The 25,436-nt window shown below is 59.8% G+C and carries 31 protein-coding genes; 25 read left to right on the top strand and 6 right to left on the bottom strand.

Translation table 11 applies throughout. The features are described 5' to 3' along the window. Positions 1 to 31 precede the first annotated feature (31 nt). From ACR0K4_RS10250 to trmD, 10 genes are all read left to right on the top strand, one after another. Positions 32 to 559 carry a hypothetical protein gene (locus tag ACR0K4_RS10250; protein WP_480853882.1) on the top strand — a complete coding sequence of 176 codons (528 nt, stop codon included), beginning with the start codon at positions 32 to 34 and terminating at the stop codon, positions 557 to 559. 161 nt (positions 560 to 720) lie between these two features. Beyond that, complete coding sequence (gene ffh, locus ACR0K4_RS10245) at positions 721 to 2,226, top strand: signal recognition particle protein (protein WP_480853881.1); 1,506 nt, start codon at positions 721 to 723, stop codon at positions 2,224 to 2,226. Continuing rightward, entirely contained in the window at positions 2,223 to 2,777 is a 555-nt protein-coding gene (locus ACR0K4_RS10240) for a GNAT family N-acetyltransferase (RefSeq protein ID WP_480853880.1), read from the top strand. The genes ffh and ACR0K4_RS10240 overlap by 4 nt, the downstream gene beginning before the upstream one ends. Beyond that, complete coding sequence (locus tag ACR0K4_RS10235) at positions 2,774 to 3,313, top strand: GNAT family N-acetyltransferase (protein WP_480853879.1); 540 nt, start codon at positions 2,774 to 2,776, stop codon at positions 3,311 to 3,313. Before ACR0K4_RS10240 ends, ACR0K4_RS10235 begins: the two co-directional genes overlap by 4 nt. Continuing rightward, positions 3,310 to 3,606 carry a chorismate mutase gene (locus ACR0K4_RS10230; protein ID WP_480853878.1) on the top strand — a complete coding sequence of 99 codons (297 nt, stop codon included), beginning with the start codon at positions 3,310 to 3,312 and terminating at the stop codon, positions 3,604 to 3,606. The genes ACR0K4_RS10235 and ACR0K4_RS10230 overlap by 4 nt, the downstream gene beginning before the upstream one ends. A gap of 70 nt (positions 3,607 to 3,676) precedes the next feature. Further along, positions 3,677 to 4,066 (top strand): 30S ribosomal protein S16, encoded by a 390-nt coding sequence (gene rpsP, locus ACR0K4_RS10225; protein WP_170350323.1) that lies wholly within the window; start codon positions 3,677 to 3,679, stop codon positions 4,064 to 4,066. A gap of 12 nt (positions 4,067 to 4,078) precedes the next feature. Further along, entirely contained in the window at positions 4,079 to 4,714 is a 636-nt protein-coding gene (bluB, locus tag ACR0K4_RS10220; RefSeq protein ID WP_480518464.1) for a 5,6-dimethylbenzimidazole synthase, read from the top strand. A 141-nt stretch (positions 4,715 to 4,855) separates the two neighbouring features. After that, on the top strand, positions 4,856 to 5,359 hold the full coding sequence (gene rimM / locus ACR0K4_RS10215) for a ribosome maturation factor RimM (RefSeq protein ID WP_480853877.1): 504 nt from the start codon (positions 4,856 to 4,858) through the stop codon (positions 5,357 to 5,359). Further along, a complete protein-coding gene (locus ACR0K4_RS10210) occupies positions 5,359 to 6,174 on the top strand; it encodes a hypothetical protein (protein ID WP_480853876.1) in 816 nt (271 codons plus the stop codon). Before rimM ends, ACR0K4_RS10210 begins: the two co-directional genes overlap by 1 nt. Beyond that, positions 6,171 to 6,980 carry a tRNA (guanosine(37)-N1)-methyltransferase TrmD gene (gene trmD / locus ACR0K4_RS10205; RefSeq protein ID WP_480853874.1) on the top strand — a complete coding sequence of 270 codons (810 nt, stop codon included), beginning with the start codon at positions 6,171 to 6,173 and terminating at the stop codon, positions 6,978 to 6,980. Before ACR0K4_RS10210 ends, trmD begins: the two co-directional genes overlap by 4 nt. On the opposite strand, the gene ACR0K4_RS10200 is transcribed toward trmD, so the two are convergent. Further along, a complete protein-coding gene (locus tag ACR0K4_RS10200; protein WP_480853873.1) occupies positions 6,977 to 7,777 on the bottom strand; it encodes a glycoside hydrolase family 25 protein in 801 nt (266 codons plus the stop codon). The two genes, trmD and ACR0K4_RS10200, sit on opposite strands and share 4 nt — an antisense overlap. A gap of 381 nt (positions 7,778 to 8,158) precedes the next feature. Between ACR0K4_RS10200 and rplS the strand changes: the two genes are divergently transcribed. Further along, positions 8,159 to 8,542, top strand: a complete 384-nt coding sequence (gene rplS / locus ACR0K4_RS10195) for a 50S ribosomal protein L19 (RefSeq protein WP_039541573.1) — start codon at positions 8,159 to 8,161, stop codon at positions 8,540 to 8,542. An 11-nt stretch (positions 8,543 to 8,553) separates the two neighbouring features. Next, entirely contained in the window at positions 8,554 to 8,775 is a 222-nt protein-coding gene (gene rpmE / locus ACR0K4_RS10190) for a 50S ribosomal protein L31 (RefSeq protein ID WP_420586214.1), read from the top strand. 70 nt (positions 8,776 to 8,845) lie between these two features. Here rpmE and ACR0K4_RS10185 read toward each other — a convergent pair whose 3' ends face one another. Beyond that, positions 8,846 to 9,217, bottom strand: coding sequence for a VOC family protein (locus tag ACR0K4_RS10185; RefSeq protein ID WP_480853872.1), 372 nt, complete (start codon positions 9,215 to 9,217; stop codon positions 8,846 to 8,848). Between the two features lie 478 nt (positions 9,218 to 9,695). On the opposite strand from ACR0K4_RS10185, the gene ACR0K4_RS10180 reads away from it, so the two are divergent. Together ACR0K4_RS10180 and ACR0K4_RS10175 are read left to right on the top strand one after the other, a co-directional pair. Further along, positions 9,696 to 10,505, top strand: coding sequence for a division plane positioning ATPase MipZ (locus ACR0K4_RS10180; RefSeq protein ID WP_480518452.1), 810 nt, complete (start codon positions 9,696 to 9,698; stop codon positions 10,503 to 10,505). A gap of 98 nt (positions 10,506 to 10,603) precedes the next feature. Then, on the top strand, positions 10,604 to 12,163 hold the full coding sequence (locus ACR0K4_RS10175; protein WP_480853871.1) for an acetolactate synthase large subunit: 1,560 nt from the start codon (positions 10,604 to 10,606) through the stop codon (positions 12,161 to 12,163). A gap of 31 nt (positions 12,164 to 12,194) precedes the next feature. On the opposite strand, the gene ACR0K4_RS10170 is transcribed toward ACR0K4_RS10175, so the two are convergent. Together ACR0K4_RS10170 and ACR0K4_RS10165 are read right to left on the bottom strand one after the other, a co-directional pair. Then, positions 12,195 to 13,430, bottom strand: a complete 1,236-nt coding sequence (locus ACR0K4_RS10170) for an adenylate/guanylate cyclase domain-containing protein (RefSeq protein ID WP_480853870.1) — start codon at positions 13,428 to 13,430, stop codon at positions 12,195 to 12,197. A gap of 61 nt (positions 13,431 to 13,491) precedes the next feature. Continuing rightward, positions 13,492 to 13,944: a MarR family winged helix-turn-helix transcriptional regulator gene (locus ACR0K4_RS10165; RefSeq protein WP_480853868.1), complete on the bottom strand. Its 453-nt coding sequence runs from the start codon at positions 13,942 to 13,944 to the stop codon at positions 13,492 to 13,494. A 58-nt stretch (positions 13,945 to 14,002) separates the two neighbouring features. On the opposite strand from ACR0K4_RS10165, the gene hmgA reads away from it, so the two are divergent. From hmgA to ACR0K4_RS10110, 11 genes are all read left to right on the top strand, one after another. Next, positions 14,003 to 15,358 carry a homogentisate 1,2-dioxygenase gene (gene hmgA / locus ACR0K4_RS10160; protein WP_480853867.1) on the top strand — a complete coding sequence of 452 codons (1,356 nt, stop codon included), beginning with the start codon at positions 14,003 to 14,005 and terminating at the stop codon, positions 15,356 to 15,358. A 6-nt stretch (positions 15,359 to 15,364) separates the two neighbouring features. Then, entirely contained in the window at positions 15,365 to 15,988 is a 624-nt protein-coding gene (locus ACR0K4_RS10155; protein WP_480853866.1) for a LysE family translocator, read from the top strand. A 27-nt stretch (positions 15,989 to 16,015) separates the two neighbouring features. After that, on the top strand, positions 16,016 to 17,272 hold the full coding sequence (gene fahA, locus ACR0K4_RS10150; RefSeq protein ID WP_480853864.1) for a fumarylacetoacetase: 1,257 nt from the start codon (positions 16,016 to 16,018) through the stop codon (positions 17,270 to 17,272). An 86-nt stretch (positions 17,273 to 17,358) separates the two neighbouring features. Further along, complete coding sequence (locus ACR0K4_RS10145) at positions 17,359 to 18,309, top strand: MBL fold metallo-hydrolase (protein WP_480853863.1); 951 nt, start codon at positions 17,359 to 17,361, stop codon at positions 18,307 to 18,309. A 136-nt stretch (positions 18,310 to 18,445) separates the two neighbouring features. Next, positions 18,446 to 20,056 (top strand): FAD-dependent oxidoreductase, encoded by a 1,611-nt coding sequence (locus ACR0K4_RS10140; RefSeq protein WP_480853862.1) that lies wholly within the window; start codon positions 18,446 to 18,448, stop codon positions 20,054 to 20,056. Positions 20,057 to 20,061: 5 nt separating this feature from the next. Further along, positions 20,062 to 20,265, top strand: a complete 204-nt coding sequence (locus ACR0K4_RS10135) for a DUF2783 domain-containing protein (RefSeq protein ID WP_480518434.1) — start codon at positions 20,062 to 20,064, stop codon at positions 20,263 to 20,265. A 7-nt stretch (positions 20,266 to 20,272) separates the two neighbouring features. After that, entirely contained in the window at positions 20,273 to 20,911 is a 639-nt protein-coding gene (gene maiA / locus ACR0K4_RS10130; protein ID WP_480518432.1) for a maleylacetoacetate isomerase, read from the top strand. An 86-nt stretch (positions 20,912 to 20,997) separates the two neighbouring features. Next, the gene (locus ACR0K4_RS10125) at positions 20,998 to 21,339 is read left to right on the top strand and encodes a DOPA 4,5-dioxygenase family protein (protein ID WP_480853861.1); all 342 of its coding nucleotides are present in this window, start codon (positions 20,998 to 21,000) and stop codon (positions 21,337 to 21,339) included. Positions 21,340 to 21,558: 219 nt separating this feature from the next. Then, a complete protein-coding gene (locus ACR0K4_RS10120) occupies positions 21,559 to 22,950 on the top strand; it encodes an aminotransferase family protein (RefSeq protein ID WP_480518428.1) in 1,392 nt (463 codons plus the stop codon). A gap of 267 nt (positions 22,951 to 23,217) precedes the next feature. Then, positions 23,218 to 23,424: a cold-shock protein gene (locus ACR0K4_RS10115; protein ID WP_298850459.1), complete on the top strand. Its 207-nt coding sequence runs from the start codon at positions 23,218 to 23,220 to the stop codon at positions 23,422 to 23,424. Between the two features lie 167 nt (positions 23,425 to 23,591). Then, positions 23,592 to 24,146, top strand: coding sequence for a L,D-transpeptidase (locus tag ACR0K4_RS10110; protein ID WP_480853860.1), 555 nt, complete (start codon positions 23,592 to 23,594; stop codon positions 24,144 to 24,146). Here the strand turns inward: ACR0K4_RS10110 and ACR0K4_RS10105 are convergent. Together ACR0K4_RS10105 and ACR0K4_RS10100 are read right to left on the bottom strand one after the other, a co-directional pair. Then, positions 24,143 to 24,757: an SOS response-associated peptidase gene (locus tag ACR0K4_RS10105; protein WP_480853859.1), complete on the bottom strand. Its 615-nt coding sequence runs from the start codon at positions 24,755 to 24,757 to the stop codon at positions 24,143 to 24,145. The two genes, ACR0K4_RS10110 and ACR0K4_RS10105, sit on opposite strands and share 4 nt — an antisense overlap. 9 nt (positions 24,758 to 24,766) lie before the next feature. After that, entirely contained in the window at positions 24,767 to 25,426 is a 660-nt protein-coding gene (locus tag ACR0K4_RS10100) for an arylesterase (protein ID WP_480853858.1), read from the bottom strand. Between the last annotated feature and the right edge of the window lie 10 nt (positions 25,427 to 25,436).

Here is a 25,436-nt window from a genome sequence, read left to right as displayed (position 1 = left end):
CAGGCGTGACGTTCGATGCTAGCGTGCCGCCATGAAAGTCACGCGCAATACTCCGAACCAACTGATCCTGTCCGATACGCCGTGGTTCATCGGCATTACGCTTGTGTTCTTTATTCTGGCCTTTGTCGGCGCGGGCGTGTTCATGGCCAGCGAAGGCGGTGAGAGTATCTTCTTTGGCATCTTCTTCGCGCTTTTCGGCGGTGGCATGGGGGTCGGGGCCTTCTGCGCCTTTGTGCGTCGCGTGCAGGTCATTCTGGACCGCAGCAACAACTGCATCACCATCCGCAGGCAATCGGTCTTTGGCTATCAAGCCGTCGAGCACGAGCTTGCAAACCTGTCCCACGCCGAAATCGAAAGCACCACATCGCGCAGCGACAAGGGAAGCTCGACCCTCTATCGTCCGGTCCTTGTCCTGCATCAGGGGATGAGCGCCGGACGGCATCCCATTGTCGAGGCCTTCTCGAACGGGCGCGGCGCGCATCAACTGGTCGACGCGGTCAATGGCTGGCTTCCAGCGCGCAAAGGTGTCTCGGTTGACACCCATGGGTGTCTCGGGTAACACCCGCGCAATCATCCGGAAGCGTATGATCTTCCGGTCCCTTGAGTCGTTCAGGGATCGCCCCCCACCAGCGAGTTTCGCCCGTGGGGGCGTTTGTGCATTTAACCGACGCGTCCTATCTAGGGCACGCCACCAGATAACCGGCTAAGGAGGCCGAAGGCATGTTTGAAAATCTATCCGAACGCCTTTCCGGCGTCTTTGACCGGCTGACCAAACAGGGTGCCCTGTCCGAAGAAGACGTCAAAACCGCCCTGCGCGAGGTTCGCGTGGCCCTGCTTGAGGCCGATGTCTCGCTGCCCGTGGCCCGCGAATTCGTCAAGAAGGTGCAGGAACAGGCGACCGGTCAGGCTGTCACCAAGTCGATCACCCCCGGCCAGCAGGTCGTCAAGATCGTGCATGACGCGCTGGTTGATACTCTGCGCGGCGAGGAAGACCCCGGTAAGCTGAAGATCGACAACCCGCCCGCCCCGATCCTGATGGTCGGTCTGCAGGGCTCGGGTAAGACGACCACCACCGGCAAGCTGGCGAAACGCCTGAAAGAGAAAGAGGGCAAGAAGGTCCTTATGGCCTCGCTGGACATCTATCGCCCGGCGGCGATGGATCAGCTGGCGGTGCTGGGTACGCAGGTTGGCGTGGATACCCTGCCGATCGTTCCGGGCCAGTCGCCTGTAGATATCGCCAAACGCGCCAAGCAGCAGGCGACGCTGGGCGGCTATGACGTCTATATGCTCGATACTGCTGGCCGTCTGCATATCGACGAAGTCCTGATGGACGAGGTCGAGCAGGTCCGCAACGCGGTCGACCCGCGCGAGACCCTGCTGGTCGTCGACGGCCTGACCGGTCAGGTCGCCGTTGAAGTGGCCGAGGAGTTTGACGCCAAAGTCGGCATCTCGGGCGTGGTCCTGACCCGGATGGACGGTGACGGGCGTGGTGGCGCGGCGCTGTCGATGCGCGCCGTTACCGGCAAGCCGATCCGCTTTGTGGGCTTGGGCGAGAAGATGGACGCGCTCGAAACCTTCGAGCCGGACCGGATCGCCGGTCGTATTCTGGGCATGGGCGACATCGTTGCCCTGGTCGAAAAAGCCCAGGAAACGATGGAGATGGAACAGACCGAGCGCATGATGAAGCGCATGGTCAAAGGTCAGTTCAACATGAACGACCTGAAAATGCAGCTGGAACAGATGATCCAGATGGGCGGCATGCAGGGCATGATGGGTATGATGCCGGGCATGGGCAAAATGGCCAAGCAGATGGATCAGGCCGGGCTGGACGACAAAATCCTGCGCCAGCAGATCGCCCTGATCCAGTCGATGACCAAACGCGAGCGCGCCAACCCGCAACTGCTGCAGGCAAGCCGTAAGAAACGGATTGCGGCGGGTTCGGGGATGGAGGTCAGCGACCTCAACAAGCTGCTCAAGATGCACCGGCAGATGTCGGACATGATGAAGAAGATGGGCAAGATGGGCAAAGGCAAGATGCTGAAACAGGCCATGAAAGGCATGTTCGGCAAAGGCGGCCCCAGCCCCGAGGAGATGGCCGCCGGCATGGACCCCAAGGCGCTGGAACAAGCCGCGAAAGCCATGGGCAAGATGCCCGGCGGTTTGCCCGGTCTGGGCGGTGGCATGGGCCTGCCTCCGGGCCTCAGCGGGTTTGGTAAGAAAAAGTGAACCTGATCGCCGATCATATCCCCCGGCTTGAGACCGAGCGCCTGATCCTGCGCGCACCGTCCGAGGCCGATCTGGACGCGGACACCGCGTTCTTTGCCAGTGAGGCGGCGAAATTTGTCGGCGGCCCGTTGCGCCGGGACGAGGTATGGCGGGTCTTTGCCTCGCTTCTGGGACACTGGGCCGTACGCGGTTACGGGTATTGGAGTGTCGATGAAAAGGACACCGGCGCTTATGTCGGGCGCATCGGTCTGTGGTTCCCCGAAGGCTGGCCCGAACCCGAGGTCGGCTGGACCCTGATGACCCATGCCACCGGCAAGGGTTATGCGACCGAGGCGGCGCTGGCCGCACGTAGCCACGCCTATGACGTGCTGGGCTGGGAGACGGCGATCTCGCTGATCGATCTGGACAATACCGCCAGCAAGGCCGTGGCCAAACGTCTGGGTGCACAGTTCGAATATCACTATGACCACCCCAAATTCGGCAAATCCGAAATCTGGCGGCACCCGTCGCCTGCCGATCTGGAAAACGGCGGGATGGAGGCTTACGCATGACCTCATTCACCATCCCCTCGGTCGAGACCGACCGCCTGATCCTGCGCGCGCCGCATCTGGATGACCTGCCCGCGATGATCGCGTTCTACGCCTCCGAGCGCAGCCATATGGTTGGCGGGCCCAAGGATGAGCTGGGCAGTTGGTCCTCGCTGGCCAGCCGTTTGGGGCACTGGGCCCTACGCGGCTATGGCCTGTGGCACCTGACCGAGAAATCCAGCGGCGCGTTTTCGGGTTGGGCGGGCATCATCGATGTCCCCGGCTGGGCCGAGCCTGAACTTGGCTGGGCGCTGATGGCTGAGGCCGAGGGCAAAGGACTTGCGTTCGAGGCCGCACAGGCCGCACGCGACTATGCCGCGCGGCATCAGGGCCTGAACGGCGTGATCTCGTATATCGCGCACGCCAACGACCGTTCGCGCGCTTTGGCCCAACGCCTCGGCGCGACGCTGGAACTTGAAAGAGCCGAACTGCTGGGCCAGCACGCACAGCTTTGGCGTCATCCGCAAATTGACCTGACCGCTGAAAGGACCGGCCAATGACCGACCCTGTGACACAGGCCGCCGCGCTGCTGAAAGAGCATCGCGAAAGCATCGACCGGCTGGACGCGATCCTTGTCTACACGCTGGGCGAGCGGTTCAAGCACACGCAGGCCGTTGGCAAGCTCAAGGCGACACACGACCTTCCCCCGTCCGATCCTACGCGCGAGGCTGCGCAGATCGCACGGCTTGAAGACCTGGCGAAAGAGGCCGATCTGGACCCCGACTTCGCCAAGGCTTTTCTGAATTTCATCATTCAGGAAGTCATCCGACACCACCGGAAACATCAAGAGTGAACCTCCGGTTCAACAAACACCAAGAATAACTGGGGCCTTCCCAGTCTCGCCATTCAAAGGAGATACCACCATGGCAATGAAAATTCGTCTCGCCCGCGGCGGCTCGAAAAAGCGTCCCTTCTATCGCATTGTTGCGGCTGACAGCCGTATGCCGCGCGATGGCCGTTTCATCGAGAAGCTGGGCACCTACAACCCGCTGCTGCCGAAAGACAGCGAAGAGCGCGTGAAAATGAACATGGAGCGCATCCAGTACTGGCTGGATCAGGGTGCCCAGCCCACCGACCGGATCGCGCGTATGCTGGAAGCTGCCGGCACCCGTGATAAGGCCGAGCGCAACAACCCCAACAAGGGTACCCCGGGCAAGAAAGCTCAGGAACGCGCGGAAGAGAAAGCGGCCAAGGCTGCTGAGGCCGCCGAAGCTGCTGCTGCGCCTGCTGAAGAAGCGGCTGCAGAAGAATAAGCAGGCGGGCGCGTGCGGGATCAGGCCTTCAATGACGATTTTCGCACGCAGTTCGATCTGTTGCTGCGGCTCCGGCGCGATGTGCGCCGGTTCCGCACCGACGCCGTGGACGAGGCAGTGTTGACGCGCTGCCTCGACGCGCTTCAATTGGCTCCTTCGGTGGGGCTCAGCGAACCCTGGCGCGTGATCCGCGTCGAAAGTGCGACCGCGCGCGCCGCAGCGCTTGAGAATTTCAAGACGGCCAATGCCGAAGCCCTGAAAGGGTATTCCGGCGAAAAGGCGCAGCTTTACAGCGACTTGAAACTGTCGGGGATGCAAGAGGCCCCGGTGCAACTGGCCGTATTCTGCGACGACGCCACCGACAAGGGGCAGGGGCTGGGCGCGGGCACGATGCCCGAGATGCGGCGCTATTCGGTGGTTTCGGCCATCACCCTGTTTTGGCTGGCCCTGCGGGCCGAGGGGCTGGGGCTGGGCTGGGTGTCCATTCTGGACCCAGACCAGATGGTGCGCGATCTGGATGTACCCGATGACTGGCGGCTGATCGGTTATTTCTGTGTCGGCTGGCCCGAAGAGATTTCGGACACGCCCGAGCTGGAAAAGGTCGGCTGGGAAGACCGGGCTAGTACCCTGCCGATTGAGGTAAGATAGATATGTTCGGCCTGTTACGGCTTCCCATACTCCTGGCAATCGCCTTTATTGTCGGCGTGTTCTTTGAACGCAGCAACCAGCGCGAGGCCTGCGAGGTCATCGGGCAATGGCGGGACGGACTATGTGTGACGGAAGGCTCAAATGAGTGATCTGATCTGTGTCGGCAGTATTGCGGGATCCTACGGCGTGCGCGGCGAAGTACGGCTGAAAAGCTTCTGCGCTGTTCCGGAAGACATCGAAGCCTATTCCCCCCTGACCGACGAAGCGGGCAAGAACCGCTATCCGGTGGTTTTGACCCGCGCCATCAAGAACGGTTTCGCCGCAAGGTTGGGCGGGGTCGAAACCAAGGAAGAGGCCGATGCGCTCAATGGTCTGCGGCTTTATGCGCGGCGGGACCAGTTGCCTTCGTTGCCCGACGATGAATTCTACCACACCGATCTGATCGGGCTTGAGGTCTACGATACCGGCGGCGCTCTGCTGGGCCGGGTGAAATCCGTACAGAACCACGGTGCTGCAGACTTGTTAGAGCTGCACGGGCCGGGGCTGAAGGCCACCGTGCTGCTGCCGTTTACTCTTGAGGCCGTGCCGACAGTCGATCTGGACAAGGGCCGCATTATCGCCGACCCGCCCGAAGGCTTGCTGTAATGCGCCGCGTGTTGTTGCATCTGGGCCTGCACAAGACCGGGACGACGGCAGCACAGTCTTTTCTGTTTGAAAACCGCGCACTGATCTGGCCTCAGCATGCGCTGGTTTTGCCCTTTCGCACCCGGAAATCCGGCTTGTCCGAAGCAGCCACACGGTATTCGGTATATGGCACTCCGGGCACGATGGCGGACTTCGAAGACCAGATGCGCGGTTTTCTGAGCACGCTGGACTTTGGCGAAAAGCGCGGGCTGATCCTGAGTGAAGAGAATTTCTCGGGCCTGCGTCCCAGTCGGAATGTGGCCGTCGGATACGAGGCCGCGCCAGAGCTTGCGGCCTGTCTGGTGGGTTTGATCCGCGAACGGTTCAAAGGGCAGGAAACGCACATTACCATCTACCTGTCATTGCGCCAGCGCGGCGGCTGGATTCGCTCGTTGTGGGCGCATGATCTGCAGCGGTCACGGCTGGTGCAGGATTTTGACACCTACCGCACCCGGCTGGACCCTGTGTCCTCGCCTCAGACCGCAGCTGACACCATACGGGAACGCCTGCCTTCGGTCTCGGTCCGCACCGAGTGGCTGGAGGATGTGCAGGCCCACGCCTACGGCCCCGGCACGCCCTTTGCGGAGTTTCTGGACTTGCCACAGGACAAGGCGCAACAGCTGGTCGGTCCCAAGCGCGTCAATCCACGCATGCCCGAGGATGTGCTGAAAGCTCTGCTTGACCTCAACCGCTCTGCACTGGACGATGTGGAGCTGGCCCGTCACAAGACGGCACTTGTAGAGAAAACCCAAAACGCGCTGGTCGGCACCTCATGACGGACAAACCCGGTAAATCCCATGGCCGCAAAGCCATCCGCCCAACCCTGAAACCCCGAGAACTGCTGACCCCGACACCCGACCTGCATGGGGTGTGGAAGGCAAAGATCATCACCCTGTTTCCATCCGCCTTTCCCGGCGTGCTGGGCGAAAGCCTGACGGGCAAGGCCCTGCAAGAGGGGTTGTGGCAGCTGGAAACTGTCGATCTGCGCCAATTCGGCGTCGGCAAGCATCGAAACGTGGATGACACGCCTGCTGGCGGCGGCGCAGGCATGGTGCTGCGTGCCGATGTGTTGGGCAAGGCTATCGAACACACAATGGCTGGGGTGCAGGGCAATTGGCCGCTGATCTATCTCAGCCCGCGTGGCCGCCGGATGAACCAGCGCATGATGCAGAACCTTGCACGCTGCGATGGCATGACCTTGCTGTGTGGCCGCTTCGAAGGTGTCGATGAACGCGTGCTGGAACATTACGGCGTTCAGGAAGTCAGCTTGGGAGATTTCGTCATGACCGGCGGCGAGATCGCCGCGCAGGCGCTGATCGACGCCACCGTGCGTCTGATCCCCGGCGTATTGGGCAATCAGGCCTCGGCGGAAGAGGAGAGCTTTTCATCGGGCTTACTGGAGCACCCCCAATACACGCGCCCGGCCGAGTGGAAAGACCGCGCGATCCCGGATGTGCTGATGTCAGGGCACCATGGTCGCGTGGCCGCGTGGCGTCATGAACAATCTGAACAGATCACCCGCGAACGGCGGCCCGATCTGTGGGATGCCTATCGCAAGGCGCGCAACGACGGGTCAGGCTAACCCTTTGACTTCCATAAGGCCCAGGTTTCCGGCGTTCCATTGAAGGTGTTGATATCCACCGGCCCTTGCACGCCCGGCACCAGACCGGTTCCCGTATATTGCCAGAATCGCCAGATCGCCCGCGGATAGACATTGCGTGGATGCCCCGCGACGGACCGCAACCAGAATTCGGTCTTGGGCAAACGCCCGATCTCGGTATCCCCATAGAAATCAACGGTCGTGTAAACGATGGGACGCCGCCCATAGTGGCGCTCCAGTATGTCGAGAAACCGCTGCGCCTCGGCCCGGACGGTTTTACCATCAGGACGCAGCGTGCAGGTTCTGGAATGTGGCGTCCATTCCATATCCAGCACATGCGGCAGATCTGCGCCTTTGGGCACGTTCTGGATGAACCATTGTGCCTGTTCACGTGCCGAGCGACAGAAGTAATAATAGTGATATGCCCCCCAGGGCACGCCTGCCGCCCGCGCACCCCGGCTGTGATCCTCGAACATTGGATCGAAGACGTCACCACCCTCAGTCGCTTTGATGAACACGAAACTCACACCCGAGGCCTTGGCCTGCTGCCAGTCGATCGGCCCCTGCCAGCGGGAAACATCCAGCCCGTGCACAGGGTAGTGCCCCGGATGCCGGCCATCCCAGTCATGCGGGTCAGCATCGCCAAAGGCAGGGTAGATCACCGACGGGCTGCGCCGGTCGACAAAGGACTGTGGATCAAGGGTCTGGGGACGCGGGCCGCCGCGACCGCAGGATGTGAGGATCAAGGCCAGAACGGCCAGAGTAACGGCGATGCGCATGATCTGGTCCTGTGGTAAATGTCTGCTCGTATAATTGCATCCAGAATGCCTGAACGGGGGCATAAGGCAACAGCTGGTTTCGCGGGCGGCAGAAAGTCACCACCGAAACACCAGAATAAAGGCAATTGAGGCTTGATCCCCGCCCACAAAGCCCGTAAAGCAGCGCAATCCGGTGCCGCGAGATGCGACTCCGGTGTTTTGGCTTTGTCCATGTCGTGACGCCTGGCTTTCTTCAGCCCACGGCGCGACAGGGCGAACCGGACCAAAGGAACATTCGATCTGACCTCTGGCGGGCTGTACGCAGGACCCGGTGAAGACCAAGAGCTCTCAGGCCGTGCCCAAACTTCGTGGACCAACCACGAGCATATAGGAGTAAATGCGATGGACCTGATCGCACAGCTTGAGGCGGAACAGATTGCCGCCCTGGGGAAGGACATCCCCGATTTCAAAGCCGGTGACACCATCCGTGTCGGCTTTAAAGTGACCGAAGGGTCGCGCACCCGTGTGCAGAACTACGAAGGTGTCTGCATCGCGCGCAAAGGTGGCAGCGGCATCGCCGGTTCGTTCACCGTCCGTAAGATTTCGTTTGGCGAAGGCGTAGAGCGTGTATTCCCGCTGCATTCGACCAACATCGACAGCATCACCGTTGTCCGCCGTGGCCGCGTCCGTCGCGCCAAACTGTACTATCTGCGCACCCGTCGCGGTAAATCCGCACGTATCGCAGAGGTCACCAACTACAAGCCCAAGGCTGGCGCCGAGGCGTAAGGAGCGGAAAGATGAAAAAAGACATCCATCCCGATTATCACGTCATCGACGTCAAATTGACCGATGGCACCGTGGTTCAGATGAAATCCACCTGGGGCGCCGAGGGCGACCAGCTGGCTCTGGAAATCGACCCCTCCGTGCACCCCGCATGGACCGGTGGCGGCGCGCGTCTGATGGACGCCGGCGGCCGTGTGTCGAAGTTCAAGAAGAAATACGAAGGTCTGGGCTTTTAATCCCGACCCCGGTTCGAACGCGAAAGGCCGCCCAAACGGGGCGGCCTTTTTCTTTCATCGATCTCGGATCTTAGCCAAAAACGTAAAAGCACAACTTGTTGCCATCGGGGTCGCGCGCATATGCGCCGTAAAACACATCAGGGACCCGCTGGCCCGGCTCGCCTTCGTCGGTGGCACCAAGGCTCAGAGCTTTTTGATACATGGTTGAAACGGCATCTTTGTCCTCGGCCGCAAAAGCAATCATGTTGCCATTGCCCGGCGCACACGTATTGCCATCGTAAGGATTGCAGACTGCCACCATCGGCGTCCCCGGTTCCGCGCCAATGAAAGCAATGCGGCCCGCATCCATCTGAACCTTCGCCCCCTTGTCGGCAAACAGCGAAGTATAAAACTCCTTGGCGCGTTCCATATCCGAAACACCGATGGTTACGTATCCGATCATGAGATTATCCTTTTCCGGGCAGATGTCAGAGTTCGGCGCACACTCACGCAGCCACCATCGATTTTCAAATCACGAAAACGGCATCTGTGGCGCTGGACGTAGACAGGTGAGGGGTGATCAGCGTTGGATAGCCTTTCCGCGATGACATGCCACCCAAGACCTTGTGAAACGGCGCTTGAATACCACCTGTGCGCACCCGAATCCGGCACAGGTCAGGATGTGCAAAACTATGGTCAGAGCATTCAAAAACAGATGACCCACTCGAAGCCTTTTCCCCATATCCGTTGCTGAGACCGCTATACGAGGCATCTGCCTTGGCATCGCATCATATATAACCCGTGCCCAGCAATCATTTTTTCAAATTAGTCTCTGTAATTCCCGACTGAGCCCACGCGAGGTTCTTCCCTTCCCCGCTGACACAACATATAGTAGCGGCCAACAACCGGTGGCAAACACTGCGGGACGTGGGAATACAGGCATGGCACATATTATTGTGGTCGGAAACGAAAAGGGCGGCGCCGGGAAATCGACCGTCTCGATGCATGTGGCCACCGCTTTGGCCCGGTTGGGGCACAAGGTCAGCACACTGGATCTGGATTTGCGGCAGCGCAGTCTTGGACGGTACTTTGAAAACCGGCTGAACTTCGTCAACGGCTCGGATCTGCACCTGCCCAGCCCGCGCCATCACGATCTGCCCGAGATCGATGCGACCACTCTGAAACCCGGCGAAAACATCTATGACCATCGCCTGTCCGCCGCTGTGGCCGAGTTGGAAAGTGACAGCGACTTTATCCTGATCGACTGTCCCGGTTCGCACACGCGCCTCAGTCAGGTCGCACATTCGCTGGCCGATACATTGGTTACGCCGCTCAATGACAGTTTCATCGATTTCGACCTGCTGGCACGGATCGATTCAAAGGGCGAGAAAATCCTTGGGCCGTCGGTTTATTCCGAAATGGTGTGGAACGCGCGCCAGTTGCGTGCGCAGGCGGGACTGAAACCTATTGACTGGGTGGTGGTGCGCAACCGCGTCGGCACCCAGCGCATGGTCAACAAGGAAAAGATGCAGCGCGCCATCGAGATGCTGTCGCAGCGCATCGGCTTCCGCGTGGCCTCGGGCTTCTCGGAACGGGTTATCTTTCGCGAGCTGTTCCCGCGCGGACTGACTCTGCTGGATCTCAAGGATATCGGTGTCAAACAGCTTAATATCTCGAACATCGCCGCGCGCCAGGAATTGCGCGACATGATGAAAGAGCTGAACCTGCCCGGCGTCGAGATTGATTTCTAGCGACCAAGCTGCCTGTCCCGGACCTCAGCCGTAATTCGGATTACCATGCGGGCCGCGTTCGCCTATGGTCAGCCCCATAGCTGAACGAAGGTGATCACATGAACGGTGCATATTCTCTGGTAAAGACCTTCCTGCACAATGGTCTGGATACGGTCTTTGCCAATCCCGGCACATCCGAGATGCACTTTGTCGCCGCGCTGGACGATCACCCCGAGATGAATTGCGTGCTGTGCCTGTTCGAAGGCGGCACGACAGGTGCAGCGGACGGGTATTACCGAATGAAACGCGATGTGGCCGGGACCCTTCTGCATCTGGCCCCAGGCTTCGGGAATGCCTTTGCCAACCTGCACAATGCCCGCAAGGCCGGGTCCGGGATCGTGAATGTGGTGGGCGATCATGCTTCTCACCATCTGAGGTATGAAAGTCCACTGAAGGGCGACATTCCGGGCGTCAGCCAGTCTGTCAGTCATTGGACGCGCATCTCTGGCGCGGCCGGTGATGTTGCCGCTGACGGGGCGGCCGCCATTCAGGCGGCGCGGTCCCGGAACGGGCAGATCGCCACGCTGGTTCTGCCTGCGGATGCCGCATGGGACAGTGCCGATACGACGCCGCGCCAAGCCGCCGGGCAACCACCTTTGACGCGCCCGTCAACGGATGAGATTGAAGCTGCCGCCAAACGGTTAAGGTCGCCGGGCGCGGCTTTGCTGATCGGAGGCGCGGCGCTTTTTGGCGCACAGCGGCAATTGGCAGGTCGGATCGCAGCCGCCACCGGTTGCCGGTTGTTGGCCGACACCTTGATCCCGCGTATCTCGAAGGGGGCCGGGACCGCCCGTCTGGAACAGCTTGTCTATCCGATCACGCCCAAAATCGAACAGTTGGAGGGCACGTCCTCGATCACTCTGATCGGCAGTGACAGGCCTGTGGCCTTCTTTGCCTACCCCGGCAAACCCAGCTTGCCCGAACCGCCCGGATGCCCGGTCACCAGCCTGTGCCTGCCAACGGATGACATCGACTGGACCCTGCAGGCGCTGGCGGATGCGGTCGGGGTCACCGAACAAACCCAAGCCGCCCTCGTGCCCTTGAACCTGCCGGATGTGCCGAGCGGGCAGATGTCCCTGGATAAGGTCGGGCAGGCTTTGGCGGCGCTGATCCCGGAAGGCGCGATTGTGTGTAATGAATCGGTTACATCCGGGTTCCACGTGATTCCACCAATGGCAACCGCCCGCCCCCATGAGGTGTTGTCCGGGACCGGAGGCGCCATCGGCCTGTGCCTGCCTTGCGCCACAGGAGCAGCCATCGCCTGCCCTGACCGCAAAGTCATCGCCCTGACCGGCGACGGGTCGGCGATGTATACGCTGCAGTCCCTGTGGACCATGGCACGCGAAAACCTCGATGTGACCGTCGTGGTCTTTGCCAATCGCGGCTATCAGATTCTGCGTGATGAGCTGACAAATGTCGGCGTTGAAAAATATGGCAGCAACGCGCAGGCCATGTTTGATGTCGAAAACCCAGTGCTGGACTGGGTGGCGTTGGCAAAGGGACATGGCGTTCCCGGAACCCGCGCCGAGGATATCGACCAGTTCGTAAAGGCCCTGTCCGATGGTCTGAGCAGCGACGGCCCCTCTCTGATCGAGGTTGTGTGCCCGCCACCGGGCTGAACCTGAGCCGCGCAAACGCGGCATACGAAAGCTATTTGGTGCCGTTATAGACGGTAAACAGCTCTTTGGGTTCAGGCACCCCGCGCAGCATATAACGCCCGACCGAGATCAGGTCCTGATTGCAGGGCTGCGCCGCCTGCGCCACATCGTCCGAGATCAGGATGCGTTGCCCCAGCGACCGGTGCATGCCGGCAATCCGCGCGGTCTGGTTGACAGCAGGGCCAATCACTGTGAAATCCAGCCGTGTCTCGGACCCGATATTGCCGTACAAAATCTCACCGGAATGCAGCGCCAGCGTGAAATTCGCGACGGGCAACCCGGCCTCTGTGCGTCGGGTATTCAACGCGGCCATGCGAGTTCGCAGATCCGGCACGGCTGCCAGCGCCGCGCGGGCATCTTCGTCAATATCGCCGACATCGAACATGGCCATCAGCCCGTCGCCCATGAATTTCAGGATATTGCCACCATTGTCATGCACAACGCCCACGACGACGGCCAGATAGTCGTTCAGCATGTCGATAATCTCGTTGCCCGGCAGTTCCTCGGACAGGCTGGTGAATCCTTCCAGATCAAAGTTCCAGATCACCGCATCAATCTGCTGCAACGACCCGCGACGAATCTCGCCGGACAACACGCGCCGCCCCGCATCGCGGCCCAGATACACACGCATCAGATCCTTTGAAATCCGCGCATTTGAGGCGGATTTCAACGCAAGACCCAGATGCGGCAGCGCGGTGTCGATCAGTTTCAGATCGCCCTCGGCAAAGCCCTCAGGCGCATCTGAGGTCCAGGACAGCAAAACCCCGTCCACCGGCCTTTTGGCGTCTTTCGGCAAACTGTTGGATGGCAAATCGAACGTCACACCGGTTGCGTAATACTCGGTGGCACCGATTTCCCGCAGCTCGTTGATCAGCGGATAGCGGCTGGGTTCGTTGCGCTCGTACATACGTTCATGCACAACTTCTGTGTCGCTGTTGAGAATCGCGTACAGAGGGCTGTTCTGCCAGTCCTCGCCAACTTCTTCCGAATACTCGAACTTCTGATAGTCACCGCCACGCCCCTGATACCAGCTATAGCCCGTGCCGCCATACACCGGATGTAGCGCTGATTGCGCGGCGTGAAACCGCATCAACGGGACACCCATCTCAACCAGCCGGGTGCAGTAGCCATCCAGCAATTCTTCCTTGTCCGCGCCCTTCAGGCTACGGTCGACAATCCAGTTGATCAGGTCACCGGACTTTGCCGCGTTAGGGTTGGGGGCTGTCATCTCACGTTCCTGTGTTCGTCCTGTGTGTCATCTGGGGATGAACAGCCGAATTTACCATAGATCACCCCATATGCGACAACCGCCGAAGCATATGGCGCAGCAGCTCGACCTCGTTCTGATCAAACAACCCGGCCAGCTTAGCATCATATTGCGCCGCGACACCCCTCAGGTCCCGATAAGCCGCGTGACCGTGCGGCGTCAGCGACAGCAGTTCGACCCGGCGGTCATTCTGGCTGCGGGTGCGGATCAGGAATCGGCGCTGTTCCAGCTTGCTGACGGCCCGGCTGATCTTGGTCTTGTGGATTTTAGCCTGTTCCCCGATCGCCTTCGCGGTCATCTCGCCATGATTGCCCAGATGAAACAGCACCCGCCATTCGGTGCGCAACATGCCGTATCGGTCTTTGTAAACCCGCTGAAATTCAAGCGAACTTTCTTCCGCCGCCCGGTTTAGCAGGTACGGCAGGAAATTCCGCAAATCAAAGTCATCATTTTTTGTGGATTCAGTGTTGCTCATGGTTGTTAGTTACAAAATCAACTATTATCCGACAAGCAGCAAATGAAAGGAGCACAGGATGAACCGTCCGACTGATCCGCACGCACTGACTCAGGCCAGTACCCCCGTTGGCACACATGCAGGCTATATGCCCGGTTTTGGCAATGATTTCGAAACCGAGGCCCTGCCCGGCGCGCTGCCTCAGGGCATGAATAGCCCGCAACGCTGCAACTATGGCCTTTATGGTGAACAGCTTAGCGGCACTGCCTTTACCGCCAACCCGCCCGAGCGGACATGGTGTTACCGCATTCGCCCATCGGTCAAGCATTCGCACCGCTATGAAAAGATCGATCTGCCGTATTGGAAATCTGCCCCCTGCGTTGATCCCGATGTGATCAGCCTGGGCCAGTATCGCTGGGATGCAGTGCAACATGCAGATGAAGGCCTGACATGGCTGACCGGCATGCGCACGATGACCACCGCAGGCGACGTCAACACGCAGGTCGGCATGGCCAGCCACGTCTATCTGGTCACCGAGTCGATGCAGGATGCCTATTTCTTCTCGGCCGATTCCGAAATGCTGGTGGTGCCACAGGAAGGCCGCCTGCGATTTGCGACCGAGCTGGGGATCATTGATCTGGAGCCCAAGGAAATCGCCATCATCCCGCGGGGGCTGGTCTACCGGGTCGAAGTGCTGGAAGGCCCAGCCCGCGGTTTTGTCTGCGAAAATTACGGCCAGAAATTCGAGCTGCCCGGGCGCGGCCCGATCGGCGCCAACTGCATGGCCAATCCGCGCGATTTCAAGGCACCTGTGGCGGCATTCGAGGACCGCGAGGTGCCCTCGGCCCTGACGATCAAATGGTGCGGGCAGTTCCACACCACTCAGATCGACCAAAGTCCACTCGACGTGGTGGCCTGGCACGGCAATTACGCGCCTTACAAATACGATCTGCGCACCTATTGCCCGGTCGGCGCGATCCTGTTCGACCACCCTGATCCGTCGATCTTCACTGTCCTGACCGCACCTTCGGGCCAGCCGGGTACAGCCAATATCGACTTTGTCCTGTTCCGTGAACGCTGGATGGTGATGGAGGACACGTTCCGCCCACCCTGGTATCACAAGAACATCATGTCCGAGCTGATGGGCAACATCTACGGCCAGTACGACGCCAAACCGCAGGGCTTTGTTCCCGGCGGGCTGAGCCTGCACAACATGATGATCCCGCACGGACCCGACAAGGAAGCGTTCGAAAAGGCGTCCACCTCCAATCTCGGCCCGGACAAGCTGGATAACACCATGTCCTTCATGCTGGAAACCCGCTTCCCGCAGCATCTTACACAATTTGCCGCCAACGAGGCCCCGTTGCAGGACGATTATATTGACTGCTGGACCTCGCTTGAGAAAAAGTTCGACGGAACCCCCGGCAAGAAGTGAGCAATCATGAGCATCGATGTCTGGATAACCTATGTCGCCACCGTGTTGCTGTTGATGAGCACACCCGGCCCAAGCCAGTTGCTGATGCTCTCGAATTCCGCGGTGAACGGTCTGCGGCGCGGGCTGTTTACCGCTGCCGGAGACCTGACGGCCAACATGATGCAAATGCTGGCGGCCGGTCTGGGACTGGCAGCCATCATTGCAGCATCGGGCACAGCGCTGACCGTGATCAAATGGCTGGGCGTCGCCTATCTGCTGTTTCTCGGGTTTCGCATGATATCGAAGGCCAGCCCAAATGCACCAAACGCCGCAACGCGGGCCAGCCGAAAATCCCTCTGGATGCAGGGTTTCGTCACCTCGGCCGCCAACCCGAAGGCGGTGGTGTTCTTTGCCGCGCTGTTTCCCCTATTCATTGACGGATCGCTGCCGTTCTGGCCTCAATTCGCAATTCTCTCCATCACCTATCTGACCCTTGATGGTGTGTCTCTGACCCTGTACGGCGGCAGCGCCAGCTGGTTGGCGGCACGGCTCAAGGGTCCGGCGCGGCTTTGGCTTGATCGTGCTGGCGGCAGCTTCATGATCCTGGCCGCAGTGATGCTGGGACTGAAATCACTGCGCTCCGCCCAATGATCCGGTTTTGAAAAACAAGGACCAAATATGCCATTGATGAAATCCTGGGTTGCTTCAGCCAATTCGGCCAGCCATCCCTTTCCGCTGAACAACCTTCCTTACGGCGTGTTCTCAACGGGCGACACCGACCCGCGCTGCGGCGTGGCCATCGGGGACATGATCCTGGATGTCACCCGCGCCGAGCACGAGGGCCTCATCGATCTGGCCGATGAGCCTTTGTTCGACATACCCTTCTGGAACCCGCTGATGGAGCAAGGCCCCGCAGTCTGGGCCGCGCTGCGCGACCGCCTGGTGACACTGCTGTCGGACGGGTCCGACGAACAACAGAAGGTCGAGCCACTGCTGGTCGCGCAAAACGAAGCAGAGCTGCACATGCCGTTTGCTGTCAGCGAATATACAGATTTCTATGCTGGCCGACATCATGCTCAGAACGTCGGCACCATGTTTCGCGGCCCGGAAAATGCGTTGCCGCCGAACTGGTTGCATATCCCAATCGGTTATAACGGTCGCGCTTCGTCGGTTGTTGTGTCCGGCACCGACATTCGCCGCCCTTGGGGCCAGCTGAAATCCCCCGATTACGATCGCCCGGCTTTTCTGCCCTGCCGCCGGTTCGACATCGAACTGGAAATGGGCGCAATCGTCGGAACCCCCTCGGACGGACCAATCTCGGTGCAAGAGGCGGATAACAACATCTTCGGCTATGTCCTGCTGAACGACTGGTCCGCCCGCGACATTCAGGCCTGGGAATACCAGCCCCTCGGCCCGTTCCAGGCCAAGGCCACAGCCACATCCGTCAGCCCGTGGATCGTGACCAAAGCCGCGCTTGAGCCGTTCCGCTGCGACACACCCACACGCGAATTCGAGTTGCTGGACCATCTGAAAGACTGTGGCCCGATGCTCTATGACATCGACCTCAAGGTCACCATGGCACCTGACGGCAAAGCCGCCAGCACAATCATACAGACAAACTACCGCGAGATGTACTATTCCGCGGCCCAGCAACTGGCCCATCACACCACCTCGGGCTGCCCGATGAACACAGGCGACCTGCTCGGGTCCGGCACCATCTCCGGCCCGACCAAACCCGAACGCGGCTCGTTGCTGGAACTCAGCTGGGGCGGCAAAGAACCACTGATGCTCGATACCGGCGAAAGCCGCAGCTTCATCGAAGATGGCGACACACTGACCCTGCAGGGCGCCGCATATGGCGATGGCTACACGATCGGCTTCGGCGATTGCACCGGCTCGGTCCTGCCCGCTCTCGAAAACCCTTACGAAAGATAGAACCAGCCCTTCATCTTTTCCCAAATACTCCCGCCGGAGGCGTCCCGCACGTACCACCGGCGCAACCAAACAAGGACGGACCCAACATGGCCAAGGCATTCGCGTCCCAGGGGGACATGTCAGAAAAAAACATCAGCTTCACCGAGGTGGGCGAGGGCCTTTACGCCTTCACCGCCGAAGGCGACCCGAACTCGGGCGTCATTATCGGTGATGATAGCGTGATGATTGTCGAAGCGCAGGCAACACCGCGTCTGGCCAACAAGGTGATCGAATGTGTCCGATCGGTGACGGACAAGCCGATCACGCACGTGGCGCTGACCCATTACCACGCCGTCCGTGTGCTGGGCGCCAGCGCGTTTGGCGCGCAACAGATTCTGATGTCGGACATGGCCCGCGCGATGGTGGTCGAACGCGGACAAGAGGATTGGGACAGTGAATTCCAGCGTTTCCCTCGTCTGTTCCAAGGACATGAAAGCATCCCGGGCCTTACATGGCCCACCACCACATTCAGCGACACGATGACCGTTTATCTGGGCAACCGCCGGATCGACCTGATGCATCTGGGTCGTGCCCACACCGCAGGCGATATCGTGATTTATGTGCCCGATCAGAACGTCATGTTCACCGGTGACATCGTCGAATACCACTCGGCCTGCTATTGCGGCGACGGGCATTTCAGTGACTGGGGGGACACGCTGGACGAGATCAAATGGTTCGACGTGGACGCCATCGCGCCGGGGCGCGGAGACGCTCTGATCGGCAAGGACATGGTCAACGCGGCCATCGAAAACACCCGCGATTTCGTGGAAAGCACCTACCGGCCGGCAGCAAAAGTCGCGGCGCGCGGTGGCAGCCTGAAGGAAGCCTGGGACGCAGTACGCGCCGAATGCGATCCGAAATTTGCCGACTACGCGATTTACGAACACTGTTTGCCCTTCAACGTCGCCCGCGCCTATGACGAGGCGCGCGGCATCGACACCCCTCGCATCTGGACCGCGCAGCGCGATCTTGAGATGTGGGAGGCCCTGCAAGACTAAGGAAAAGCGGGCGGATTTGATCCAGATCGTTTTGCCCGCCTGAAATCGATGAAACCATAAGGTTGAACCTGCGGCTATCACTGGTCGGGGATCGGATGTCTGCGCCGCGTGCGCATCAGAATTGGGGAGAGAGCCCATGAACAAGATTTTCGAAGTGCCACTCTATAGCTACACACGTAGCCCGGATCAGGATGCACCGACCCCCGTCCGACACAAGGTTATCGTCATTGGTGCAGGTCCGGTTGGTCTGGCTGCAGCCATCGATCTGGCGCAGCAGGGGGTCGAAGTGGTTGTTCTCGATGACAATGACAAAGTCAGCTTCGGCAGCCGCGCGATCTGCTTCTCGCAACGCACGCTTGATATTGCCGACCGTTTGGGCGCGGGCCAGCCGATGGTCGAAAAAGGCGTTCAGTGGAATGTGGGCAAGGTGTTCTTTGACGACCGCGATGTCTATCAGTTCAACCTACAACCCGATGACGGCTATGCGAACCCCGCTTTCATCAACCTTCAGCAATATTATTTCGAACAGGTTCTGGTCGACCGCATTCGCGCATTGCAGGACGCAGGCGCGCCGTTGGAAATCCGGGGGCGCAACAAGGTCGAGGCGATCGGCACTCATGACGATCACGTCAAGCTCGAAGTCGAAACGCCCGAAGGCTCGTACACGATCGAGGCTGATTGGCTGATCGCCTGCGACGGGGCGAACTCGCCAACCCGCCGCATGCTGGGTCTGGATTTCGTGGGCCGCGTGTTCGAAGACAATTTCCTGATCGCCGATGTCATCATGGAGGCCGATTTTCCGACCGAACGCTGGTTCTGGTTCGATCCGCCTTTCAACAAGGGGCAATCGGCGCTGCTGCACAAACAGCCCGACAATATCTGGCGTATTGACCTGCAGTTGGGCTGGGACATCGACAAAGAGCGTGAAAAGCGCCCCGAAAACGTGATCCCCCGCCTCAAGGCGATGCTGGGCGACGATGTCGAGTTCGAGCTTGAGTGGGTCAGCATCTACACTTTCCAATGCCGCCGGATGGAGGATTTTCGCCACGGCCGGGTCCTGTTTGCAGGCGACAGCGCCCATCAGGTCAGCCCCTTTGGCGCGCGCGGGGCGAATTCCGGCCTGCAGGACACGGATAATCTGTGCTGGAAACTGAAACTCGTTCTGGATGGAAAAGCCCCCGAAACCCTGCTGGACAGCTACAATGCCGAGCGGATCGTGGGCGCGGACGAGAATATTCTGAACTCTACCCGTTCCACTGATTTCATAACGCCGAAATCGGAAATGTCCCGTCTTCTGCGCGACGCGGTTCTGGACCTCAGCGAGCATTATGATTTCGCCCGTCCTCTGGTCAATTCCGGACGGCTGAGCGTACCTTGCACCTATGATGGCTCGGTGCTGAACTCTGCCGATGCGCTGGACGGGCCAGCAATCACCCGCCCGGGCTCGGCCTGCCCGGATGCGCCGGTGGGTGACGGGTTCCTGTTGCCCAATCTGTCGGGCAAGTTCACGTTGTTGACCATTGACGCCGATGCGCCGGACGAGATCGAAGTGGACGGGATCACGGTCAACCGCGTCGCCTTGTCGGTGAAAGACGACCCGACGCTGGAACTGAAGCATCGCTATCTCGGCAATGCCACCAGCGCGGTTTATCTGATCCGCCCCGACCAGCATGTGGCCGCCCGCCGCGATACATATGAAGAAAACGCATTCCGTCACGCGGTCCGCCGGGCCACGGGCAAGGAGTAAGCACCATGGCCGATCTGATCCTTACACCAAACCTGGACAACGCCGATGATTTCTATGCTGACCTGCTGGCGGCGCATGAAGGGCTGGACAAAGCTCTGGGTGATGCGTTGAACGCCCGGCTTCTGCTGGTTCTTGCCAACCATATTGGCGACGGCAACGTTCTGAAACAGGCGCTGAAAGCAGCCGCCTTGTCCGACGATGCAGGCTGAGCCTCAAATGTCGGATGTGGTTCTTTATGACTATTGGCGATCCTCTGCCAGCTACCGCGTAAGGATCGCGCTGAACCTTGCGGGCATCGCCTATCGCCCCGTCTCGGTCGATCTGGTTGCCGGCACCCATCGCACGGCCGACCACTTGTCACGCAACCCGCAAGGACTGGTTCCGGTCCTGGACATAGATGGGCTGCGACTGACTCAATCGCTGGCGATTCTGGAGTATCTGGATCAGACCAGACAGATGGGCCTTTTGCCTGATGATCCGGCAAAACGGGCCGCGGTTCAGGCGCTGGCGCACAGCGTCGCTGTGGATGTGCATCCGGTCTGCAACCTTTCGGTCGCCAGGCACGCCACGGCCTTGGCACAAGGGGCAGGCGACATGCCGGGCGACTGGATGCGCCATTTCATCCGCCCTGGCCTTCTGGCTTTCGAAGCGTTGCTTGACGGTTTTGAACCAGCCCCGTTCTGCGCCGGAGGCCAGCCCGGGCTCGCTGATCTTTGCCTCATGCCCCAGCTATACAATGCGCGCCGCTGGGGGGTCGATCTGGATGGTTTGCCGCGTATTCAGAAGGTCGAAATAACTTGCACTGCTCACCCGGCCTTTCAGGCTGCGCATCCGGATTTGCACGCTCCGGCCTGAGCCATCGCACAAGCTCTGTGACTGGCTGCGTATTTATGAGGGTTCGATCCTGGTCTAAGCTGCCGGAAACAGCAGCGAGGTTTTAGATGATCCAGATCACCGGCTACCATGCACACGTCTACTTCGATGCCGACACTCAGAATTTGGCGCAACAGATATGCGAGCAAGCGGCACAGCTGTTCGCGGTCGAGATGGGGCGGATGCATGCCCGGAACGTCGGACCGCATCCACGCTGGAGCTGTCAGTTGGCCTTTGCACCCGAGGCGTTCGATCAGGTGATCCCCTGGCTGATGCTGAACCGGCAGGCCCTGACGATCTTCACCCACCCCGAGACAGGAGATCATCTGGCAGATCACCGTGATCGGGCGATCTGGATGGGCGAGATGCTGGATCTTGACCTCACAATATTCGACAAACCGGACAGTTGAGCGACTTCTCTGCACCGCAGATATCCCGTACGACCTTGTGCCCGCAGCCCCGGCAGCAGCGTCTTTCTCGAACTGTTTTTCCGTGGACTGGTGCTATGCGATAGTGCAATCTGGCCCTATCTCCGACCAATCATTCGCGGTGATCTGTGCCATCGAAATCACTGGCCGGACGGCGCGGCATTTACGCCCGAACACCGCAAAATTCTGAAAGGACATGTCATGGACGGCACGTTCAACGAAAACGATCTATCCCGCGTGGTCGAAGCCGACCGCGCCCATATCTGGCACCACCTGATCCAGCATAAACCTTTTGAAACCAACGACCCGCGCATCATTGTCGAAGGCAAGGGCATGCGCGTCTGGGATCAGAAAGGCAAAGAGCATCTGGATGCCGTTTCTGGCGGGGTCTGGACGGTGAATGTGGGCTATGGCCGCGAATCGATCTGCAAGGCCGTCTATGACCAACTGATGAAACTGTGCTATTTCGCCCAGTCGGCGGGCTCGATCCCCGGGTCGATCTTTGCCGAAAAACTGATCAGCAAGATGCCGGGGATGAGCCGGGTCTACTACATGAACTCCGGCTCTGAGGCGAATGAGAAAGCCTTCAAGATGGTCCGCCAGATTGCCCACAAGAAATACGGCGGCAAGAAGACCAAGATCCTGTACCGCGACCGCGACTATCACGGCTCGACTCTGGCGGCGATGTCGGCGGGCGGTCAGGAGGAACGCAACGCGCAATACGGCCCCTTCGCGCCGGATTTCGTGCGCGTGCCCCATTGCATGGAATACCGCAAACATGAGCTGGATGGCGCACCCGAAGAGAATTTCGGCGAATGGGCCGCCGATCAGATCGAAGAGGTCATCCTGCGCGAAGGCCCCGATACTGTTGGCGCCCTGTGCCTTGAGCCGGTCACGGCAGGTGGCGGCGTCATTGAAGCGCCCGAGGGCTATTGGCAGCGCGTGCAGGAGATCTGCAAGAAATACGATATCCTTCTGCACATTGACGAGGTCGTCTGCGGGGTTGGCCGCACCGGCACATGGTTTGGCTATCAGCAATACGGTGTGAAGCCAGACTTTGTGACCATGGCAAAGGGTGTCGCCTCGGGCTATGCGGCGATTGCCTGTCTGGTCACGACCGAGGAAATCTTTGACATGTTCAAGGACAACGCAGACGACCCGATGAATTATTTCCGTGATATCTCGACCTTTGGCGGCTGCACCGCCGGTCCGGCGGCCGCGATTGAGAATATGCGCATCATCGAGGACGAAAACCTGCTGCAGAACTGCACCGACATGGGCGCGCGCATGATGGGCAATCTTCATGCGCTGATGGAAAAGCACAAGGTCATCGGCGATGTACGCGGCAAGGGCCTGTTTCTGGGTGCCGAGCTGGTATCGGATCGTGAGACCCGTGATCCGGTACACGAGAAGCAGGCGCAGGCGGTCGTAGCCGATTGCATGGCGCAAGGCGTAATCATCGGCGTGACCAACCGCTCGGTCCCGGGCAAGAACAACACATTGTGCTTCTCGCCCGCATTGATCGCAACGGCGGATGATATCGACCAGATCACTGACGCGGTTGACGGTGCGCTGGGTCGGGTGTTCGGCTGACAGTGCGCACAAAGCAGCGGCCGGGCCCCGAGGGGGCTCGGCAAAGCGGCCCAAAATCAGTGAGGTGGACGGCGTGAACACGCTCAAAACCACTTGAAAGAGCGCGCATCTCTCTTGTCACAGCGAGTGCGCGGTGCCATACCGGGCTTGCTTACGTTATTCTTTTTCGACCTACTGTCTCCTATTACGGCGCTCAGTCTATCGATCCAGACAACGACGCCGGGCTGCCGCAACACCGTGGGCAGCACTTAAACAGGAGAAACGGATATGCCCGCAGGCACCGTAAAATGGTTTAACACCACCAAAGGCTTCGGCTTTATTGCACCGGAAGAAGGCGGCAAAGACGTGTTCGTGCACATCTCGGCTGTCGAGCGTTCGGGCCTCACCGGTCTGGCCGACAACCAGAAAGTCACGTACGAGCTGCGCGCCGGTCGTGACGGCCGCGAAAGCGCCGACAACATCCAGCTGGCCTAAGCTGTTCAAAGGGCGGGATTTTTCCCGCCCTATCCCAAAACCCAAAGCAACTGTGTGACATTGGGAATACATCACTTTTGGGTTATCTTTCCCCGGTGATTGACCAAATCCGCTATCATTTCAAAACTAGCGTCATGATTTATTTGGTCTTTTAGGGGAGCCAACCCATGTTCACACGGCGTATTTTCCTGGCCGGAACAGCTGCCAGTCTGTTACCGGGTATCGCCAGCGCCAAGAAGGCGGTCGAATACGATCCGACACCTCAATTCGTGCGGATCAAGAAGCAGTTCCAACCGGGTCAGCTGCTGGTCGTTCCGCGTTCATTCTACCTGTACTATGTCACCGAGCCGCGCAAAGCGGTCCGATATGGCTGCGGCGTCGGGCGTGCCGGGTTGGAGTTCACCGGAACCGCGACCATTGACGTCAAGAAAGAGTGGCCAACGTGGCGGCCTACAGATGAGATGATCGAACGGGAACCCGTCACCTATGCCCGTTTCAAAGACAATGACTATGTGCAGCCCGGAGGCGGAGACAATCCACTGGGCGCACGGGCGCTTTATCTGTTCCAAAACGGGGTTGATACCTATTTCCGTATTCATGGCACCACGCAACCCCAGACCATCGGGCGTGCCGCATCGAACGGGTGTATCCGGATGCTGAACGAGCATGTGATCGACCTCTATAACCGGGTGCCTATCGGAACCGTTGTGACTGTGGTCTAGGGCGCGGCCCAATCCACATCATCCGCCTTGTCAATCGTCAGGCGACCGTCGGGCCATGGGCGGACCACATCTTTTGCCTGGGTCTCGGTTCCCGTCAGCCAAGTCTGAACGGCGTCCCGTTCCAGCAACACGCCCATGCGGTGATGGATTGGCTGGACGTCGGAATTTGGCTCGCAAGTCACCGCCGCGACCTGATCGACCCGATGCCCACCCGGAGCAGCCCACGTGTCAGAGATCGCCGCAAACAGCAAAGGCGAACCATCCGACGCGCGGATACGCCAGGCCGTTTTACGGCGCTTTTCACCTGTCCATTCGTACCAGCCGTCGACGGGAATGATTGCGCGCCGAACACCTTCGAACGCGCTTTTGTCAAACAGCGTTTCCGAGCGGGCGTTGATGATCGTCTCCATCACCGGTCGCCCGCGTGCGTTGACGCGCCCAACCGGGATCATGCCCCAGCGCATCGGTATTAGCCCGTCCGGGTTCAGAACCATCACCTCTTGTCCCGGCTGGATGTTCCTGCGGGGTGGCTGCGGCGCAACTTCACCGGAAACACCCAGAATTTTTGCGATGTCCTTTATGGGTCTCGTCAGGAATAACCGTCCGGGCATCGCGTCCTCTTAATTGTTGACCTGCGTGACAAGCGATAACACCAGAGGGCCCAGCGCCTCGACGATCAGCGCCACCCCTTGTGCATTGGGATGAATGCCATCCGGCTGCATGTATGTCTGCGCGGCTTGCGGATCACCATCTGCAGTCAGGCCGGAAAAGAAACTCTGGGCATAGAGCGTACCGAAACTCTGCGCCAGATCGGGATACATGGCGTCGAATCGCTGCTTGTAGTCGGCCCCGTAATTGCCCGGCGCCTGCATGCCAACCAGCAATACATCGACGTTTTTCGCGTCAGCCGCCGTCAGGATCGATTCCAGGTTGGCGCGCGACACCGCCGGATCGATCCCCCGCAACAGGTCATTGCCGCCCAGAGCCACGATCATCCCGTCCACATCAGGCGTCAGGGTCCAGTCCACCCGTGCGGCACCACCCGCCGTGGAGTCGCCGGACACGCCTGCATTGATCAGCCTGACATCCGCACCTTCGGCCTCAAGCCAGCGCTGCAGCTGGGGCACAAACCCATCCTGTTCGGGCAAGCCAAAGCCTTGCGTCAGCGAATCCCCCAGCGCGGCAACCACGACCGGCTCGGCTGTGGCGGCAAAACCGCAACAGATCAACACGCCAGAGAGCAAAGCCTTGCGCACGTTTCTTTCTGCGCCATATCCCAAGGGACCGTAC

Source organism: Ruegeria sp. K11 (assembly GCF_056531905.1).
Note: the sequence above shows the minus strand (reverse complement) of the source record. Positions and strands in the feature narration are given on the sequence as shown.